Below are 18,274 nucleotides of genomic sequence, written 5' to 3'. Positions count from 1 at the left end.
CGCATCGTGACTGAACCCGTCGGCGGCGAAGAGAAGACCGAAGACAAGAAGCCCCAGCCCACCCTGCTGGAACAGATGGGCGGGCTGTCCGGACTGTTCTATTCCTCGCTGCCGGTCATCGTGTTCGTGATCGCGAACGCGATCTTCGGGCTCACGGTGGGGATCTGGGCCGCGGTGGGCAGCGCGGTGGCGATCACCGTGCTGCGCATCGTCCGCAAGGAGCCGTTGCAGCCCGCGATCTCCGGGTTCTTCGGCGTCGCGATCGCGGCGTTCATCGCCTACCGGACCGGTTCCGCCAAGGGCTTCTTCCTGTTCGGCATCTGGACGAGCCTGGTCTACTGCGGCGTCTTCGTGCTGTCGATCCTCGTCCGCTGGCCGCTCGCCGGCGTGGTGTGGAACGCGCTCAACGGCAGCGGCCACGCGTGGCGCAAGGACAAGAAGTCGCTGATCTCCTACTCGATCGCGACCGCCGCGATGGCGCTGATCTTCGGTGCCCGGTTCGTCGTCCAGCGCTGGCTCTACGACGAGGATTACACCGGCTGGCTGGCCTTCGCGAAGATCGCGATGGGCTACCCGCTGTACGCGCTCGGCCTGCTCACCGTCGTCTGGGCGGTGCGGCGGTCGGACAAGCATCTCAAGGCGCAGGCCGAAGAGGCCCCGCGCGAAGAGACCGACGAAGAGGTCGAGGCCCGCCTGCGCGCGAAGTACGCGCAGGCGCCCGCCGTCGACAACTAATAGCCCAGCGCGGTCCGGATCTCCGGTTCGACGTCCGACGTCGCCACGAACAGCAGCTCGTCACCCGGCTCCAGCGGGTCTTCCGGCTGCGGCACGATCACCCGGTCGCCGCGCAGGATCGTCACCAGCGCCGCGTCCCGCGGCAGGTTGATCTCGCTGACCGCCTTGCCCGCGAGCGGCGTCTCCTCCGGGAGGGTGAGTTCGACGAGGTTCGCCTGGCTCTGCCGGAACGTCATCAGCCGCACCAGATCGCCGACGCTCACCGCCTCCTCGACCATCGCCGCGAGCATCCGCGGGGTCGAGACGGCGACGTCGACGCCCCAGGCGTCGTTGAACAGCCATTCGTTGGCCGGGTTGTTGACCCGCGCCACCACCCGGCGCACCGCGAACTCGGTCTTCGCCAGCAGCGACACCACGAGGTTCGCCTTGTCGTCGCCAGTCGCGGCGATCACGACGTCGCACTCCTCGATCCCGGACTCCTCGAGGATCGAAACCTCGCACGCGTCGCCCAGCACCCAATCCGCCTGCTCGACGGTGTGCGGCTCGAACTGGTCGGCCTCGCGTTCGATGAGCATCACCTGGTGGCGCCCGTCGATCAGCTCCGCGGCGATCGACCGGCCGACCGCGCCGGCCCCGGCAATCGCGACCCGCATCAGTTCTCCTCTTCCGGTTCGCGAGCGGCGACGCTGGTCACGTCGCTGACAGTGCCTGATTTCGCGGCGACGTACACGACGTCGTCCGCCTGGATCACGGCCTTGGTGTCGGGCAGGACGGCGGTGCCGAACCGCATGATGAACGCGACCCGCGCGCCGGTGGTGTCCTGCAGGTCGCGCACGCTGTGCCCGACCCAGCCCTCGTTCAGCGGCAGCTGCAGCAACGCCACGCTGCCGGACGGGTCCCGCCATTCCGAGGCGACGCCGTCGGGGAGCAGGGTGCGCAGGAACCGGTCGGTCGTCCAGGGCACGGTCGCCACGGTCGGGATGCCGAGCCGTTCGTAGACCGCCGCGCGTTTGTGGTCGTAGATCCTGGCGACGACCTTGTCGATGCCGAAGTTCTCCCTGGCCACCCGTGCCGAGATGATGTTGGAGTTGTCGCCGCTGGACACCGCCGCGAAGGCCCCCGCGCGTTCGATCCCGGCCTCGATCAGCACCTGCCGGTCGAAACCGACGCCGACCACCTGCTGACCGTGGAAATCACTGCCGAGCCGCCGGAACGCCTGCTGGGTCTTGTCGATGATGGCGACTTCGTGCCCCAGCCGCTCCAGCGCCGCGGCCAGGGATGCGCCTACCCGGCCGCATCCCATGATCACCACGTGCACGCCCTGCCTCCTTCGTCGTCGGACGTTCACCCGTCCGCAGGTACCCAGACATACCAGCGCCGAACCTACCTTGGGGGCGGACCGTTAGTCTTCTGCGGTGTCGAAGTTCCCGACCGTATTGAAGCGGCTCGTCCTCGGACGTCCATTCCGGAGTGACCGCCTCTCGCATACGCTGCTGCCGAAGCGCATCGCGCTGCCGATTTTCGCGTCCGACGCGTTGTCGAGCGTCGCCTACGCGCCTGAGGAAATCTTTCTGACCCTCAGCGTCGCCGGTTTGTCGGCGTACGCGTTCGCGCCGTGGATCGGCGTCGCCGTCGCGCTCGTCATGCTGGTCGTGGTGGCGTCCTATCGGCAGAACGTGCACGCCTATCCCAGTGGTGGCGGCGACTACGAAGTCGCGAACACCAACCTGGGCGGCAAATTCGGTCTCACCGTCGCCAGCGCGCTGCTGGTCGACTACGTGCTCACCGTCGCGGTGTCGACGTCGTCCGGCGTGGCGAACATCGGGTCGGCCATTCCGTGGGTGGCGCAGCACAAGGTGATCGCCGCGGTCATCATCGTGGTCGTGCTGACCGCGTTGAATCTGCGCGGAGTGCGCGAATCGGGCAAAGCGTTCGCGATCCCGACCTACGGGTTCATCATCGGCATCCTCGGCATGGTGATCTGGGGCCTGATCGAGGCGGCCTCCGGCGCCGACATGCGCGCCGAGAGCGCGGACTTCCAATTGCACGAAGAAGCCTCTTTGACCGGTTTCGCGTTCTTCTTCCTGTTGCTGCGCACGTTCTCCTCCGGTGCGGCGGCGCTGACCGGGGTCGAGGCGATCAGCAACGGCGTCCCGGCGTTCCAGAAGCCGAAATCGAAGAACGCCGCGACCACCCTGCTGATGATGGGTGTGCTCGCGGTGACGATGCTGGTCGGCATCATCACGCTGGCGATCATCACCGACGTCAAATTCGCCGAACACCCGGAAACCCAGCTCACCGGCACTCCGGCGGGCTACGAGCAGAAGACGATCGTCGCGCAGATCGCGCAGGCGGTGTTCGCCGACTTCACCCCCGCGTTCTACTACATCTCCTTCGCCACCGGCATCATCCTGCTGCTGGCCGCGAACACCGCGTTCAACGGTTTCCCGGTGCTCGGCTCGATCCTCGCCCAGGACCGTTACCTGCCGCGCCAGCTGCACACCCGCGGCGACCGGCTGGCGTTCTCCAACGGCATCCTGTTCCTCGCCGCCTTCGCGCTGGTGCTGATCATCGCGTTCGACGCCGAGGTCACCAAGCTCATCCAGCTCTACATCGTGGGGGTGTTCGTCTCCTTCACGATCAGCCAGGCGGGCATGATCCGGCACTGGAACCGCCTGCTGGCCAGGGAGACCGACGCGACGGTGCGGCGGCGGATGCGGCGTTCGCAGACGGTCAACGCGATCGGCCTCACCATGACCGGCACCGTGCTGATCATCGTGCTGGTGACGAAGTTCCTCCTCGGCGCCTGGATCGCGATCGCGGCGATGGTGGCGATCTACGTGCTGATGACCGCGATCCGGAAGCACTACGACCGGGTCGCCGAGGAATTGCGCGAAATGGACCGGAAACCGGCCGTATTGCCTTCGCGCAACCACGCGATCGTGCTGATTTCGAAACTGCACCTGCCGACCTTGCGCGCGGTCTCCTACGCCAAGGCCGTGCGGCCGGACGTCCTCGAAGCCGTGACGGTGAACGTCGACGACGTCGAGACGCGCAAACTCGTCCAGGAATGGGACGACCACAATTTCAAGGTGCCGCTGAAGGTGATCGAATCGCCGTATCGTGAGATCACGAAACCGGTGCTGGACTACGTGAAACGCGTCCGCGGCGACAATCCGCGCAACGTGGTGACCGTGTTCATCCCCGAGTACGTGGTCGGGCACTGGTGGGAGCAGGTCCTGCACAACCAGAGCGCGTTGCGGCTCAAGGGACGTCTCCTGTTCCAGCCCGGCGTCATGGTGACCAGTGTGCCGTGGCAGCTCGAATCGTCGGAAAAGGCGATCAAACGCGACCGGAAGGCGCGTCCGGCGGCAGGCGACGTCCGGCGCGGTTTCTCCCCGGTCGTCAAGCAACCCGAGAAGAACAAGGAAAAAGCAGAATGAGTGTGGACGCGTCGACCGGCACCTGGCTCGGACGAACGATCGAGCTGGAGGTCGGCGCGGTCGCGCACGGCGGGCACTGCGTCGCCCGGACGGAGGGCCGGGTCGTGTTCGTCCGGCACGCGCTGCCCGGCGAGCGGGTCCTGGCCACGGTCACCGAGGACAAGGGCGGCTCGTTCTGCCGCGCCGACGCGATCGAGGTCCTCGAAGCATCCCCCGAACGCGTGGAGCCGCCGTGCCCGCTCGCGGCGCCGGGGGAGTGCGGCGGCTGCGACTGGCAGCACGCCACGCCCAAGCATCAGCGTGAACTCAAGGCCGCCGTGGTCATGGAGCAGCTGAAGCGGCTCGCCGGGATCGAGCGCGACGTCGTCGTCGAGGCGCTCGACGGTGGCCCGCTGGACTGGCGCAGCCGCGTGCGGCTCGTCGCGGGCAAGGACGGCAAGGCGGGCTTCCGCGCGCACCACAGCCACCGCGTGATCGCGGTCGACGACTGCCCGATCACCGTCCCCGGCGCGCTCGACGACGTCGTGTCGCGCAACTGGCGGCCCGGCAGCGAAATCGAGGTCACCAAGGACGGCGAGGGGCAAGTGCACCTTCGCGACCTGTCCACGGTCCACGGGAAGACCCGGTCGCGGCAGCTGGCGGGCGGGATCGCCGTACAGCACGCCGCCGGTCGCGACTGGCGCCTGGACGCCCACGGCTTCTGGCAGGTCCACCCGGCCGCCGCGGACGTGCTCGCCGCCGTCGTCGCGGAATGGGCCGAGGCACCGCGCGACGGCGTGGCCTGGGACCTGTACGCCGGCGTCGGCCTCTTCGCGTCCGTCCTCGCTTCACAGGTCGGCCCGCGCGGACGGGTCCTGGCCATCGAGTCCGGACGGCGTGCCGTCGCCGACGGCGAGGAGAACCTGGCCGACCTCCCGCAGGTCCGCTGGCGCTCCGGCCGCGTCGAACACCTGCTGGCCGATGCCCCCAAACCGGTGGACGTCGTCGTCCTCGACCCGCCGCGCAAGGGCGCGGGCAAGGCGGTCGTGGAGTCCATTGTGGAGGGTTCCCCGGACCGGATCGTCTACGTGGCGTGCGACCCGGCCGCCCTGGCGCGCGACATCGCGCTGTTCAAGGAGCACGGATACGGGCTCGTGGATCTGCGCGCCTTCGACGCTTTCCCGATGACGCACCACGTCGAATGCGTTGCGCTGCTGCAATAATTCCGAATTTGTAATTCGTCGGAATGGAGTGGCTTCGTTCGGCTTGTCCGGGTGTCGTCGTGCTCGCTAACTTCCTCAAATCATGAACTATCTTACTTCGGTCTGTGGCGACTGTGATGGAAAAGGTTGTTCCGGCTGTGACGGGCACGGCACGATCACCATTGTGGAGGACTGATCGAGTGGAACCCTCAATGCTTCCTCCTGGTGTCACGGCACAGGAGATCAGTTACCGCAGCGGTCGGAAGCAAGTGATCTACACGGCGCCGTACCCCTCCGAAGGGCCGGTGCTCGCGCGTGATCTGCTGGGCAGGCAGGCGTGGATGTTCATGTACGCGCATTTCGTCTTCACCTGGGTGGAAGGCGCGGTCCAGGTGCAGGTCAGTCACGGAACCCTGAGCGGGCCGAAGATGCCGTTGTGGAAGGGGATCAGTATTCCCGCGTATTGGTCGGGCCCCGCGTTGGCCGAGTTCGGGCGGGCATGGGCGCTGGACCAGATGACGGGGAATCGGGGAACTCCGGCGGCCATTTACCTTTGAGGAGTTCGTGAGGCACAAGCGTCTGGGGCTGAATAGGGGCATGCCGAGGAGCCCGTCGCCGGTGCGGTCGGCGGGCTCCTCGGGATGGGGCGAAGGTCAGGTCACGACGCGATGGAGGGTGTTGCGCCGTGGCACCTGTAATGGGTCGAGGTATTGGGGCGGCACGAATTCCGGTATCCCCTCGGGAGCCATCCGGACCTGCCAGTCACCGTGGTGGATGAGCCGGTGGTGGAAGGAACAAAGCAGGACCAGGTTCCGAAGATCGGTCGGGCCGCCGTCGGCCCAGTGCCGAATATGGTGGGCGTGACAGTGTTTCGGCGCTCGATGGCAGCCAGGGAACGCGCAGCCACCGTCGCGGATGTTCAGGGCCCGGCGTTGGCCAGGAGTGACGAAGCGTTTCATCCGCCCGACGTCGAGGGGTTCGCCGGCGGCGCCGAGCACCACCGGGATCATCAGGCAGTCGCAGGCGGCCAGCCGGGCTTCGCGGGCGGTGATCCGGCCGACGAAGTCGAGGCACGCGGTCCCGAGTCCGGTCTTCAGCGCATCGAGCCCGACGGTCACGTGCACCAGCGTGCGGTAACCGGAAGTGCCCGGCTGGTCGGGGCAGGCGATGGCGAGATCGAGGAGTTCGGCCCACGCGTCGCCTCGGCGCTGGGGCAGGGTGCGGTGGTCGGCCCGGCCGAACTCGTCGACGGGCCGCTTCGCCGCGTAGGCGTCCAGGGCGGCCGCGGTGCGGGCGCCGGTTTCGGGGTCGAGCAAGCCGGAGAGCTTCCAGAAGCCGTCCTTGCGGCGCTCGACGAACACCTCGCGGCGCGGCGGGGCGGGCTCGGGGTCTTTCGGCTCGTTCCCGTCGGGGTCGAGGTGTGCGAGCAGGTCGGCTCCGGCCTCGGCGATCTGTTTCGGCCCGGCGTCGCGGGCGAGGTCGGCGAGGATCTTCTCCGCCCCGGCCCGGTCCTCGACGGGTACGTCGGACGGGATCTTGCGCAGGATCTCCAGGATCAGGTCGATGTGCTGCTCCCCGAGCGCGCCGTCCTCGGCCGCGGCGGCGGTCGCGGGCGCGAACACGGCGACCTCGCCACCGACGCTCGGCGCGGGGTTCAAGGCCAGAGCCCGGTTCACCATGTCTTGGGCGTCGCCAAGGGAGATCCGGGCGACATCGGCGAGCCAGGATGCCGCGCTCCCGTAGCCGAACAAGTCTTCCGCGCCCCGCGACTCGATCTCCGCCAGGAAGTTCCCCAGTCCGGCGGAGGCCACTCTCATGACCTGCAGCAGGTGCGTCACGCCGTGGGCAAGCTCCAGCTTGCCGGCGCGCCACAGCTCCTGCGGCAGTTCGGGAATGGTCGTCTCGGGCACATCTCCATATTACCGAAAAATGCACAGGGAATCATTCGTAATTTTAAGCGACGACGGTAATTGCGCATTTGCCACTGATGAGTGATTTGAGTGCTGTGCGTCGTGACTCCAAGGAGGCCTTCACGGACTTGGGAACACAGGGCGCGCCGCTGATCACGTGAGTGCGAGACCCAAGGTCAGCGTTTCAGGGTAAAAGTGAAGTCCCCGGAAACCTTCCCTCGCAACCGCACGGCCGAAACCACCTTCCCCTCCTCGATCAATCTCTCGACCTCGCCACGCGAAAGACCGCACCCTTCCGCGATCAGCCGCACGGGCCGAAGCGGAATCCGGGCCTCGAAGTGAACCGAGACATCGCGAAAGTCCCCATGACACAAGGAGCCGGTATCGAGCCGCCAGGCACCCTCCCAATCGAGGGCGACGTGGTTACGGCGGAGCACGGCCGGATCCTGGAGCAGTTCGGCGGCGAGGCCGAGGTCGTTCTCGTGCAGCCGCTCCAGCAGTTCAGGCCGGACGGAGCGCACGTTCACCCGCTCCAGGATCGTGAGTTTCGCGGTGTCCCCGCACCCGGTGCAGAGCACGAGGAGCCAGACGTCGATGAGTTTGTGGTTGGCGTTGACCCGGAATTTGCCGTTCGCCCGGAAACGCCCGGATCCGCAGGCGTGGCAACGGCGGAGGACGGCAGGAAGGCAGGTGGGAACGACCACCCAGTTTTCGAGCATGGGAAGTACACCCGTTCAGTGAGAAATCCGCAGCAAAAGGAGGCGCGGCGCGAAAGACGCGACGCGCGACGAAATCAGCGCTCGGGAGGTCTCACAGGGTGTACAACGGCAGGCCCTCGGCTCGGCGACGTGGTCCGGCAGCACGGTAATGGCCCGCCGTCGGCCGCTCCACCGGTTTTCCGGCAAGAAGAAGGCCCCCTGACCGAAGCCAGGGGGCCGGACGAGCGAGTCCTAGGAGCGCGCGTCCTCCTTCAGCAGGTCCGCGCACTTCTCACCGATCGCCATCGTCGTGATGCACGGGTTCACCGCGACCAGGAACGGCATCGCCGAGCCGTCGGCGACCCGCAGGCCCTCGACGCCGCGCACGCGCAGCCGGGCGTCCAGTACGGCCATCGGGTCCCCGTCGCCGCCCATTTTCGCGGTGCACGACGGGTGATAGACCGTGTTGTGCGTCTTGCGCAGGTAGTCCGCGATCTCGTCGTCGGTCTTGACGTCCTTGCCGGGCGCCAGTTCCGTGCCCGCCCATTCGTCCAGCGCGGGCTGCTCGGCGATCTTGCGCGCCAGTTTGATGCCGTAGGTCATCACGCGCATGTCGTGCTCGTCGGTGAAGTACCGCGGGTCCACCTTCGGCTTGTCCCGGTAGTCGCGGCTGCGCAGCCGCACGGTCCCGGTCGACCGCGAACGCGTGACGTTCGGGGTCAGGCAGAAGCCGTTCTCCGTGGTGGGATAGCCCTGCCGGAGGGTGTTCATGTCGAACGGCACCGAGCCGTAGTGGAACATCAGGTCCGGCCGGTCGAGGCCTTCCTCCGTGGTGGTGAAGATGCCGATCTCCCACCATTGAGTGGATTCGGTCGTCATCGGCTGCAGAGCGTCCCACTGGATGACGCCTTCGGGGTGATCCTGCAGGTTCTCGCCGACGCCGGGGGAGTCCACCAGCACGTCCACACCGACCTCGCGCAAATGGGAAGCGGGGCCGATCCCGGACAGCATCAGGAGTTTCGGGGTGTCGATCGCGCCCGAAGACAGGATCACCTCACGCCGCGCGCGCAGCTGGACGCCGTGGATCAGGTCGTCGGCCAGGTATTCCGCGCCGGTGCAGCGTTTGCCGTCGAACAGCAGCCGCCGGACGCGGGCGCCGGTGATGATCTCCAGATTCGGCCGCTTGCCGATGATCGGGTGCAGGTACGACACCGAGGCCGACGACCGCGTGCCGTCTTCGCGTGCGTTGATCTGGAACCAGTTCGCCCCGTGCGTCACGGTCTCGCCCGAGTTGAACTCCGTCCTCGGGATCCCCGCCTGCTCGCACGCCTGCAGCAGCGCGACACCGGTCGGGTCGTTCGGCGGCACCGAGCGGATGGTCACCGGGCCCGAGCGGCCGTGGTGGTCGCCGGGGCCGTCGTTGGTCTCAAGGCGTTGGTACAGCGGGAAGATGTCCTTCGAGGACCAGCCGGGCAGGCCGAGTGACGACCATTCGTCGAGGTCTTCCGCCGGCGCCCAGAACGCGATGCACGAGTTGTGCGACGAGCAGCCGCCGAGCACCCGCGCGCGGGCGTGGCGCAGGAACGAGTTGCCGGATTCCTGCGGCTCCACCAGGTAGTCCCAGTCGTAGCCGGATTCCAGCAGCGCCATCCACTTGGTCAGCTCCAGCACCGCCGGATCGTCCACATCGGACGGTCCGGCTTCCAGGAGTGCCACGGTGACGTCCGGATCTTCCGAGAGTCTCGCCGCGACCACCGAACCCGCCGTCCCGCCGCCGACGACGATGTAGTCGAACTCTCCGGTCACTGTGCTGCCTCCTCGGGATGTACTTCCGCGGCGTGATCGGCCAGGACGCCGCTCTTGTGCCGCAGGACGAACCAGTAATACGCGAAACCGACGACCGCCACCGCGCCGACGAACAGCACGGCCCCCCATTCGAGGTACCAGTGATACGGCTCGGTCGCGTTGTAGACCTCGCGCCGCGGCCAGGCCAGGTTCACCACGATCGCGCCGCCCCACAGCACGCCGAGGATGTTGACCGGCAGCCCCAGTTTGCCGAGCGAGAAGTACTTGGTGCCCTCCACCTTCGGCGGCGGCCACTGCCCGCGGAAGCGCTTGACCAGCATCGGGACGGTGACCAGCAGATACGCCAGATAGATCATGATGATGCCGATACTGGTGATCACCGTGAAGATCTGCGGCTGGCCGACGTTGACCACCAGGATCAGCACGGCGATCACGCCGGACACGATCGCGGGGATCACCGGCGTCTTCGTCTTCGGCGACACCCGGGCCAGGTGCTTCCCGGCGGGCAGGTTGTTGTCGCGGCCCATCGCGAACATCATCCGGATTGCCGCCGACTGCACGGCCAGGTTGCACACGGTGATGGCGATGACGACCGCCAGCAGGAAGATCGTGCCGATCGTGCTCCCGAGGACGTCGAGCACGATGAACTGCAGGCCGCCGGTCGCGATCTCCGGGTTGTTGATGTCGCCCACGGCCATCAGCGCGAGGATGAGGATCAGCCCGCCGATGACGAACGACGCGATCAGCGCGCGCAGGATCGCCTTGGGCGCGTTCTTGCGAGGGTCGTGCGACTCCTCGCCGAGCGAACTGGCGGTGTCGAAGCCGTACATGACGTAGGTCGACGCGAGCGAAGCGACCAAGAACGCCCCGAAGTACCCCCACGGCTGGTCGGCGCCGGTGTTGTTGGTCTCCATGACGACTTCCGGGCCCCGGGTGATGTTCACCGCGAGCGCGACGATCAGCAGGACCGCGGCGATCAGTTCGATGAACACGCCGGCGCTGTTGATCCGCGCCATGAGTTTGACGCCCCAGGCGTTCACCAGCGTCGTGAACACGATCAGCGCCGTGCCGAGGATGACCGCGTTCACCGCGCTGTCGCCGGAGAAGGAGAAGAACGACGAGATCTGGGGGAGCGTGATCTGGTACGCGAGCGCGACGGCGGCGATGCTGACGATCGACGCGGTGAGCATCATCCACCCGGCCAGCCAGGCGACGTGCGGGCTGCCGAGCCGTTTCGACCAGTTGTAGATCGACCCGGCGACCGGATAGTGCGCGGCCAGTTCGGCGAACGACAGCGCCACCATCAGCTGGCCGACGAACACCATCGGCCACGACCACCAGTACGCCGGCCCGCCGAAGCTGAAGCCGAAGTAGAACAGCTGGAAGGTGCCCGTCAGGATCGAGATGTAGCTGATCCCGGCGGCGAAGGTGTGGAAATTGCCGAGCGTTCTTTCGAGTTCCTGTTTGTAGCCGAAACCGGCCAAGCCGTCGTCGGAAGGATTGCTCATCGGCAGTTTCCCCTCTTTAGTTGGACGCCGGCTCCCCGGAGAACCAGCGCTGTGGTGCGGGCCGGAGGTTCTGGTAGATGTGCTTCGCCTCGGTGTACTCGGCGAGCCCGGTCGGGCCGAGCTCGCGCCCGAAGCCGGACTGCTTGTAGCCGCCCCATTCCGCCTGCGGCAGGTACGGGTGGAAGTCGTTGATCCAGATCGTGCCGTGCCGCAGCCGGTTCGCGACCCGCTGCGCGCGGGAGGCGTCCGAGGTGAACACCGCGCCGGCGAGGCCGTAGTGGGTGTCGTTGGCGATGCGGACGGCGTCGTCCTCGTCGGTGAAGGTCTCGACGGTGAGCACCGGGCCGAACGATTCGTCGACGACGGCGCTGCTGCCCTGCTTCACGTTGTCGAGGATGGTCGGCAGGTAGTAGTGCCCCTTCGCGAGTTCGCGATCGTCGGGGCGTTTGCCGCCGGTGCGCAGGACGGCGCCCTCTTCGAGCGCCGCGGCGACGTAGCGTTCGATCTTTTCCAAATGGGCGGCCGAGATCAGCGGACCGGTTTCAGCCTTCGGGTCGAAAGGTCCACCCAGTCGGATCAGTTCGGCGCGTCGGACGAGTTCGTCGACGAACTCCTCGTGCCACTCCTCCTGGACGATCAGGCGAGCGCCCGCCGAGCAGACCTGCCCGGAGTGCAGGAACACCGCGGTCAGCGCGTAGTCGACGGCGGTGTCGAAGTCCGAGTCCGCGAACACGACGTTCGGGTTCTTGCCGCCCAGCTCCAGCGCGACCTTCTTGATGGTGGCCGCCGCCGAGGCGGCGATGATCTTGCCGGTCGCGAGGCCGCCGGTGAACGACACGAGGTCGACGTCCGGATGCTCCGAGAGCGGTGCTCCGGCCTGTGCGCCGGCGCCGAGCACGAGGTTCGCGACGCCGCCGGGGAGGCCGGCCTCGGTCAGCAGCTTCATCAGCATGATCGAGGTGTGCGGGGTCAGTTCGCTGGGCTTGAGGACGAAGGTGTTGCCCGCCGCGAGCGCGGGGGCGACCTTCCAGATGGTCTGCAGGAGCGGGTAGTTCCACGGCGTGATCAAGCCGCAGACGCCGACCGGATCGTGCACGATCCGGCTGAACGCGTCCGGGTTGCCGGTGTCGACCACGCGGCCCGCGTCGTTCGCGGCGAGCTTGCCGAAGTAGCGCAGGCACGCGGCGATGTCGGCCATGTCGTATTCGCTCTCGACCAGCCGTTTCCCGGTGTCGAGCGATTCGGCGCGGGCGAAGGCGGCGGCGTCGCGGTCGAGCAGGTCGGCGGCCTTCAGCAGCAGGTCGCCGCGCTGCGGGGCGGGCGTCTGCGGCCACGGGCCGGTGTCGAACGCCTTCCGCGCGGCGGCGATGGCCGCTTCGGTGTCTTCACGGGTGCCCTCGGCGACCTCCGCGACCAGCGACCCGTCAGCGGGGCAGCGGATTTCCCGGCGACCACCGCCGACCGCGTCGACCCACTCGCCACCGATGAAAAAGTCCGCCATCAAGCCCTCCGAACCGGCTCTTGCTCAACCGTCGATCAGCGATTATCGCGGCCACCTGACGTGACCGCTACTTGGCAAAAGAGACCATGTTCACACCCTTGGGTGCCGAGTGGTGATTTTCTGACATGTGACCCGTGACGCGGCGGACGGAAGACTCTCAGGCGACCTCCGTAGACTGGTCGGAACGGCGGAAGAGGAACCAGGCGAGGTGGGAGAGTGACGTTGCTCGAGTCCGTGCACGGACCGGCCGACTTGAAGCGGATGAACCAGGACCAGCTCGGAGAGCTGGCCGCGGAGATCCGGGACTTCCTCGTCGAGAAGGTGCGGCTCGCCGGTGGTCACCTCGGCCCGAACCTGGGTGTGGTCGAGCTGACCATGGCGCTGCACCGCGTCTTCGACTCGCCGGACGACGCGATCGTGTGGGACGTCGGTCACCAGGCGTACGTGCACAAGATCGTCACCGGCCGTCATGACGGCTTCGGCAAGCTGCGCCAGCTCGGCGGCCTCACCGGCTACCCGGCGCGCTGCGAGAGCGAGCACGATTTCGTCGAGAACAGCCACGCCTCGACCGCGTTGTCCTATGTGGACGGTCTGGCCAAGGCGTTCGAACTCGAAGGCGGCGGCAGGCACGCGATCGCCGTCGTCGGCGACGGCGCGCTGACCGGCGGCATGTGCTGGGAGGCGCTCAACAACATCGCCGCGAACCCGCGCCGCCCGGTCGTCATCGTCATCAACGACAACGGCCGCTCGTACTCGCCGACCATCGGCGGCGTCGCGGACCACCTCGCGTCGCTGCGGCTCAAGCCGGGCTACGAGCGCGTGCTGGACCGCGGCAAGGAACTGCTGCGGCACACGCCCGTCGTCGGCAAGCCGATCTACGCGGCTCTGCACGCGGCGAAGGCGGGCCTCAAGGACGCGCTGAGCCCGCAGATGATGTTCTCCGACCTCGGCCTCAAGTACCTCGGCCCGGTCGACGGGCACGACCTCGTCGCGCTGGAGAAGGCGTTCCAGAGCGCCCGTGCCTTCGGTGGCGCGGTCATCGTGCACGTGGTCACCGAGAAGGGCCACGGCTACGAGCCGGCGGTCACCAACCAGGCCGACCAGATGCACCAGACCGACCCGATCGACCCGGAAACCGGCCTGCCGCCGGTCAAAGGCCCGAGCTGGACCGGCGTCTTCGCCGACGAAATGGTCAAGATCGGCGCCGACCGCGAGGACGTCGTCGCGATCACCGCGGCCATGCTGCGCTCGACCGGGCTGCACAAGTTCGCCGAGGCGTACCCGGACCGCTGGTACGACGTCGGGATCGCCGAGCAGCACGCGGTGACCTCGGCCGCCGGTCTCGCGATGGGTGGCAAGCACCCCGTCGTGGCCGTCTATTCGACCTTCTTGAACCGGGCGTTCGACCAGGTCCTGATGGACGTCGCGCTGCACCGCCAGCCGGTGACGCTGGTGCTGGACCGCGCGGGTATCACCGGTCCGGACGGCCCCAGCCACCACGGCATGTGGGACCTTTCGCTGCTGGGCATGGTGCCCGGGATGCGGGTCGCCGCTCCGCGTGACGCCGGCACGCTCCGCGAGGAGCTGCGGGAGGCCGTCGCGGTCGAGGACGGGCCGACGGCGCTGCGGTTCTCGAAGGGCGGCGTGATCGACTCGGTGCCCGCCGTGGAACGCGTCGGCACGGTGGACGTGCTGCGCAAACCCGACGGCGACGCCGACGTCCTGCTCGTCGCGGTGGGCGCGTTCGCGATGCTCGGGCTCGCCGCCGCGGACCGCCTGGCCGACCAGGGCATCGGCGTGACCGTGGTGGACCCGCGCTGGGTCGTCCCGGCCCCGGCCGAACTGGTCGCGCTGGCCGAGCAGCACAAGCTCGTCGTGACCGTCGAGGACAGCGGGCGGCACGGTGGCTTCGGCTCCGCGCTGGCCGCGCTGTTCCGCGACGCCGAATGCGACGTGCCGCTGCGGGATCTCGCGGTGCCGCAGGTGTTCCACGACCACGGTTCGCGCGAAGAGGTGCTGGCCCGCGTCGGTCTCACCGCGCAGGACGTGGCGCGACGGGTGACCGAGTGGTCGGCGAAGCTGGCGAGCCGGACTCCGGCGCCGGAGGACACGCGCCGCTGAGCCCGGCGCGTCGACGGTCGTGAGTGGCGATTCGGGTCAGAGCCAAAGCTGTCTTAGGTACCTACTGAATGTGGGTGGCAGTTGATCGCAAGTCCGTGAAGGCCTCCTTGCCTACCCTGAAGGTAGGGAAGGAGGCCTTCACGCCTTCCCTCAGTACATGAAGGCCCCCTTCACTGCGCTAGACGCGATGAAGGGGGCCTTCACGTACTGCAGCTGTGAGCGAGCGAGCGTGGCAGTGGCGTGGCGGGGCGCGGCTCGTGGGTGGAGATTCGGGCTAGAACACAAGTCGCCACTCACGACCCCACTGATCGAGCCCAGGCTGGCGAGCCGGACTCCGGCGCCGGAGGACACGCGCCGCTGAGAAGCGCGCCATGAAAGGTCCTTTCCTTGCAAATTTTGCAAGGAAAGGACCTTTCATGGCACGCGCTACGCATCCCCCGGGAGTTCACCGCCGCATACCCGGCGGTCGCGCGAAAGCCCGGCTCAGGCGCCCACGATCCGCCCGACCGCCCGCACCACGAGGTCGCGCGTCGCGGTGGGGGAGGAGAACCCGAGGATCGACAGGTGCACGACGAGGCTCAGCAGTTCCTCGGCGTCGAAATGGTCCGGCACGGTGCCCGCCCGTTGCGCAGCCTGGATCGCGGCGACCTTGTCGGCGTGCGCCCGGACCTCGGCCTCGGGCGCCGCGTCGAAGCCGTTCTCCAGGCGCAGCCAGCCCATGAGCCGCAGGAGCTGGGGGTGCTCGAGGTAGCGGTCGAACAGCCTGCCCGCGTAGCCGGGCAGGTCCTCGGGCGTGATCGTGAGGGTTCGGATGGCGAGGTCCACCTGCTCCTCCACGACCTTGTCGAAAAGCTCTTCCTTGCTGCAGAAATAGGCGTAGATCAGCGCCTTGTTCGCGCCCGCGTTCTTCGCGATGCGATCCACCCTGGCGCCGGCGATGCCGTACGTCGCGAACTCCGTCGTCGCCGCGTCCAGCAGTTTCCGCTTGGTCGCTTCCTTGTCCCTGACCATGTGACCCAGTCTAACTAACTGGTTGGTTGACAGCCAGCCCGGCCGCGTGGCAACCTGAATTGGCAACCAACTGGTTAGTTAGGAGATGGACATGAAGGTCGCACTGGTCACGGGAGCCTCCGCGGGGATCGGCGAAGCCACGGCGCTGGCGCTGAAGGACGCGGGCTACACGGTCTACGGCGCCGCGAGGCGCGTCGAGCGGATGGCGGGTCTCGCCGAGCGCGGGGTCAAGGTCCTCGCGATGGACGTCACCGACGACGCGTCGATGGTCGCGGGTATCGAGCGGATCATCGAGGAGTCCGGCCGCATCGACGTCTTGGTCAACAACGCGGGCTACGGCTCGTACGGCGCCTTCGAGGACGTGCCGCTCTCGGAGGGGAAGTACCAGTTCGAGGTCAACCTGTTCGGGCTCGCGCGGCTCGTCCAGCTGACCACGCCACAGATGCGGGCCCAGGGCTCCGGCAAGATCGTGAACATCTCGTCGATCGGCGGCAAGATCTACGAACCGCTCGGCGGCTGGTACCACTCGACGAAGTTCGCGGTCGAAGGACTCAGCGACTCACTGCGGCTGGAGCTCAAGCCGTTCGGCATCGACGTCGTGGTGGTCGAACCCGGCGCCATCAAGACCGAATGGGGCGGCATCGCCATCGAGAACCTGATGAAGACCTCGGGTGACACCGCGTACGCGCCGCAAGCAAAGGCGCTGGCGAAGTTCTTCGACCAGGCCGCGCGCGGTTCCCATCCCAAGGTGATCGCCGACGTCATCGTGAAGGCCGTCCGGGCCCGGCGCCCGAAGACCCGCTACGCCGCCGGTTTCGGGGCGAAGCCGATCCTGTTCGTGCGCCGGGTGCTCCCGGACCGCGCCTTCGACGCGTTGTTCCTCGGGGCGCTGCGCCGCTTCGCCTAGACCGCGACGGCCGGTTCCGCGACCGGTTCCGCGTACGAGTAGACCTCCCGCGGCTCGGGGAAGAGCTTCACCAGCACGGGATACGCGATCGCCGCCGTGCACAGCGTCACCACCATGCTGATGTCGACGCCGCCCGCGATGTCCTTGAACGGCCCGGCGATCATCGGGGTGTTGGCCGTCAGCAGGCCCAGCGTCGTCGCCGGGATCCACGCGGCCATCGCGCGCCAGTTCACCCCGCGGGTGAACCAGTAGCGCCCGCCCTTGCGGCCCTGGTTGAACACCTGGAGGTCGTCCGGGTCGTAGAACCCGCGCCGCAGCACGAAACCGATCATCATGATCACCATCCACGGAGACGTGCACAGCACGATCAGCGTGGCGAAGGCGTTGATGCTGGACACCATGTCCAGCACGAAATTGCCGACGAAGATGAACACGACACTGAGCGAGCCGATCAGCAGCGTCGCCTGCACCCGGCTCAGCTTCACGAAGATCGAGCTGAAGTCCAGCCCGGTCCCGTAGAGCGACGTCGTACCGGTGGACAGCCCGCCGATCAGCGCGACGACGATCAGCGGGATCGCGTACCAGAGCGGGGAGATCGCGGTCAGGCCGGTGATGTAGTCGGCCGGATCCGCGACCAGGGTCGCGGTGGCGATGCCGAACCCGAACGGCAGCAACGTCGCCACCTGCGCCAGGAACGGCGCGGCCAGCAGGGAACGGCGGCTGTGCCGCGCCGGGATGTAGCGCGTCCAGTCGCCGAGGAAGGCGCCGAACGAGATCGGGTTCGCCATCGTGGTGAGCGCGGCCAGGATCCACGTCGGCCAGAAGTCGCCGAGCGCGTAGGTGCCCGTGCCGGCGAACCCGGGGTCGAACGTGCCGCCGTAGGCCACGATGCCGAGCAGCATGATCGCCGTGCCCAGCACCACGGCGACCCGGTTCACCAGCAGCATGAACCGGTAGCCGTAGATGCACACCACCAGCGTGGCGATCGCGATGACGCCGTACGCGACGCCGCGGAGCACTTCGCCGCCGTCGAAGCCGAAAAGCCGTTGTGCCGCACCGGCGACGGCGTCGCCGCTCACCCAGACCGAGATGGCGAAGAAGGTGATCGCCGTCAGCAACGAGAGGAAGGAGCCGACACAGCGGCCGACGACGCCGAAATGCGCGCCGGAGGAGACCGCGTTGTTGGTCCGGGTGAGCGGGCCGAACAACGACATCGGCGAGAGCACCAGCGCGCCGACGACCACGCCCGCGATGGTGGCCGCCACCGCCGCCCGGAAGCTCAGCCCGAAGGCGATCGGGAGGGTCCCGAGGATGATGGTGGCGAAGGTGTTGGCGCCGCCGAACGCCATCCGGAACAGGTCGCGCGGACGCGAGGTCTGTTCCTCCGGCGGGATCGGCGCGATGCCGTGCTGCTCGACTTCGGTGACCTTGTCACCCATGGGGACCTCCAGCT

The 18,274-nt window shown here is 67.7% G+C and carries 15 protein-coding genes; 6 read left to right on the top strand and 9 right to left on the bottom strand.

Translation table 11 applies throughout. From position 1 onward, the window contains the following. Nucleotides 1–6: 6 nt before the first annotated feature. On the top strand, nucleotides 7–735 hold the full coding sequence (locus AJAP_RS25525) for a DUF3159 domain-containing protein (protein WP_037343737.1): 729 nt from the start codon (nucleotides 7–9) through the stop codon (nucleotides 733–735). On the opposite strand, the gene AJAP_RS25520 is transcribed toward AJAP_RS25525, so the two are convergent. Beyond that, the gene (locus tag AJAP_RS25520) at nucleotides 732–1,388 is read right to left on the bottom strand and encodes a potassium channel family protein (RefSeq protein ID WP_016332961.1); all 657 of its coding nucleotides are present in this window, start codon (nucleotides 1,386–1,388) and stop codon (nucleotides 732–734) included. The genes AJAP_RS25525 and AJAP_RS25520 overlap by 4 nt on opposite strands. Continuing rightward, complete coding sequence (locus tag AJAP_RS25515) at nucleotides 1,388–2,053, bottom strand: potassium channel family protein (protein ID WP_016332962.1); 666 nt, start codon at nucleotides 2,051–2,053, stop codon at nucleotides 1,388–1,390. The genes AJAP_RS25520 and AJAP_RS25515 overlap by 1 nt, the downstream gene beginning before the upstream one ends. A gap of 97 nt (nucleotides 2,054–2,150) precedes the next feature. On the opposite strand from AJAP_RS25515, the gene AJAP_RS25510 reads away from it, so the two are divergent. From AJAP_RS25510 to AJAP_RS25500, 3 genes are all read left to right on the top strand, one after another. Continuing rightward, entirely contained in the window at nucleotides 2,151–4,178 is a 2,028-nt protein-coding gene (locus tag AJAP_RS25510) for an APC family permease (RefSeq protein ID WP_038515796.1), read from the top strand. Next, nucleotides 4,175–5,380 carry a class I SAM-dependent RNA methyltransferase gene (locus AJAP_RS25505; protein ID WP_038515794.1) on the top strand — a complete coding sequence of 402 codons (1,206 nt, stop codon included), beginning with the start codon at nucleotides 4,175–4,177 and terminating at the stop codon, nucleotides 5,378–5,380. The genes AJAP_RS25510 and AJAP_RS25505 overlap by 4 nt, the downstream gene beginning before the upstream one ends. A 248-nt stretch (nucleotides 5,381–5,628) precedes the next feature. Then, nucleotides 5,629–5,916: a hypothetical protein gene (locus AJAP_RS25500; protein ID WP_228694581.1), complete on the top strand. Its 288-nt coding sequence runs from the start codon at nucleotides 5,629–5,631 to the stop codon at nucleotides 5,914–5,916. Between the two features lie 96 nt (nucleotides 5,917–6,012). Here the strand turns inward: AJAP_RS25500 and AJAP_RS25495 are convergent, their stop codons facing one another. The 5 genes from AJAP_RS25495 to AJAP_RS25475 form a co-directional block, all read right to left on the bottom strand. Further along, complete coding sequence (locus tag AJAP_RS25495) at nucleotides 6,013–7,269, bottom strand: HNH endonuclease signature motif containing protein (protein ID WP_038515792.1); 1,257 nt, start codon at nucleotides 7,267–7,269, stop codon at nucleotides 6,013–6,015. Between the two features lie 176 nt (nucleotides 7,270–7,445). Next, nucleotides 7,446–7,988, bottom strand: coding sequence for a DUF1062 domain-containing protein (locus tag AJAP_RS25490; protein ID WP_038515789.1), 543 nt, complete (start codon nucleotides 7,986–7,988; stop codon nucleotides 7,446–7,448). A 231-nt stretch (nucleotides 7,989–8,219) separates the two neighbouring features. Continuing rightward, nucleotides 8,220–9,773, bottom strand: a complete 1,554-nt coding sequence (locus AJAP_RS25485; RefSeq protein WP_038515787.1) for a GMC family oxidoreductase — start codon at nucleotides 9,771–9,773, stop codon at nucleotides 8,220–8,222. After that, complete coding sequence (locus tag AJAP_RS25480) at nucleotides 9,770–11,281, bottom strand: APC family permease (RefSeq protein ID WP_038515784.1); 1,512 nt, start codon at nucleotides 11,279–11,281, stop codon at nucleotides 9,770–9,772. The genes AJAP_RS25485 and AJAP_RS25480 overlap by 4 nt, the downstream gene beginning before the upstream one ends. 16 nt (nucleotides 11,282–11,297) lie before the next feature. Then, the gene (locus AJAP_RS25475) at nucleotides 11,298–12,782 is read right to left on the bottom strand and encodes an aldehyde dehydrogenase family protein (RefSeq protein WP_038515782.1); all 1,485 of its coding nucleotides are present in this window, start codon (nucleotides 12,780–12,782) and stop codon (nucleotides 11,298–11,300) included. Between the two features lie 216 nt (nucleotides 12,783–12,998). Here AJAP_RS25475 and dxs point away from each other — a divergent pair, with 216 nt between their 5' ends. Then, on the top strand, nucleotides 12,999–14,903 hold the full coding sequence (dxs, locus tag AJAP_RS25470) for a 1-deoxy-D-xylulose-5-phosphate synthase (protein WP_038515780.1): 1,905 nt from the start codon (nucleotides 12,999–13,001) through the stop codon (nucleotides 14,901–14,903). A 483-nt stretch (nucleotides 14,904–15,386) separates the two neighbouring features. Here the strand turns inward: dxs and AJAP_RS25460 are convergent, their stop codons facing one another. After that, nucleotides 15,387–15,914, bottom strand: coding sequence for a TetR/AcrR family transcriptional regulator (locus AJAP_RS25460; RefSeq protein WP_038515776.1), 528 nt, complete (start codon nucleotides 15,912–15,914; stop codon nucleotides 15,387–15,389). A 91-nt stretch (nucleotides 15,915–16,005) separates the two neighbouring features. Here AJAP_RS25460 and AJAP_RS25455 point away from each other — a divergent pair, with 91 nt between their 5' ends. Next, complete coding sequence (locus AJAP_RS25455) at nucleotides 16,006–16,821, top strand: oxidoreductase (protein ID WP_038515773.1); 816 nt, start codon at nucleotides 16,006–16,008, stop codon at nucleotides 16,819–16,821. Here AJAP_RS25455 and AJAP_RS25450 read toward each other — a convergent pair. Further along, nucleotides 16,818–18,260 (bottom strand): purine-cytosine permease family protein, encoded by a 1,443-nt coding sequence (locus AJAP_RS25450; RefSeq protein ID WP_038515771.1) that lies wholly within the window; start codon nucleotides 18,258–18,260, stop codon nucleotides 16,818–16,820. The two genes, AJAP_RS25455 and AJAP_RS25450, sit on opposite strands and share 4 nt — an antisense overlap. Nucleotides 18,261–18,274 lie beyond the last annotated feature (14 nt).

It is taken from the genome of Amycolatopsis japonica, from assembly GCF_000732925.1.
In the GTDB taxonomy this organism is placed as follows: domain Bacteria; phylum Actinomycetota; class Actinomycetes; order Mycobacteriales; family Pseudonocardiaceae; genus Amycolatopsis; species Amycolatopsis japonica.
This window is presented reverse-complemented; position numbering and strand designations above follow the sequence as displayed.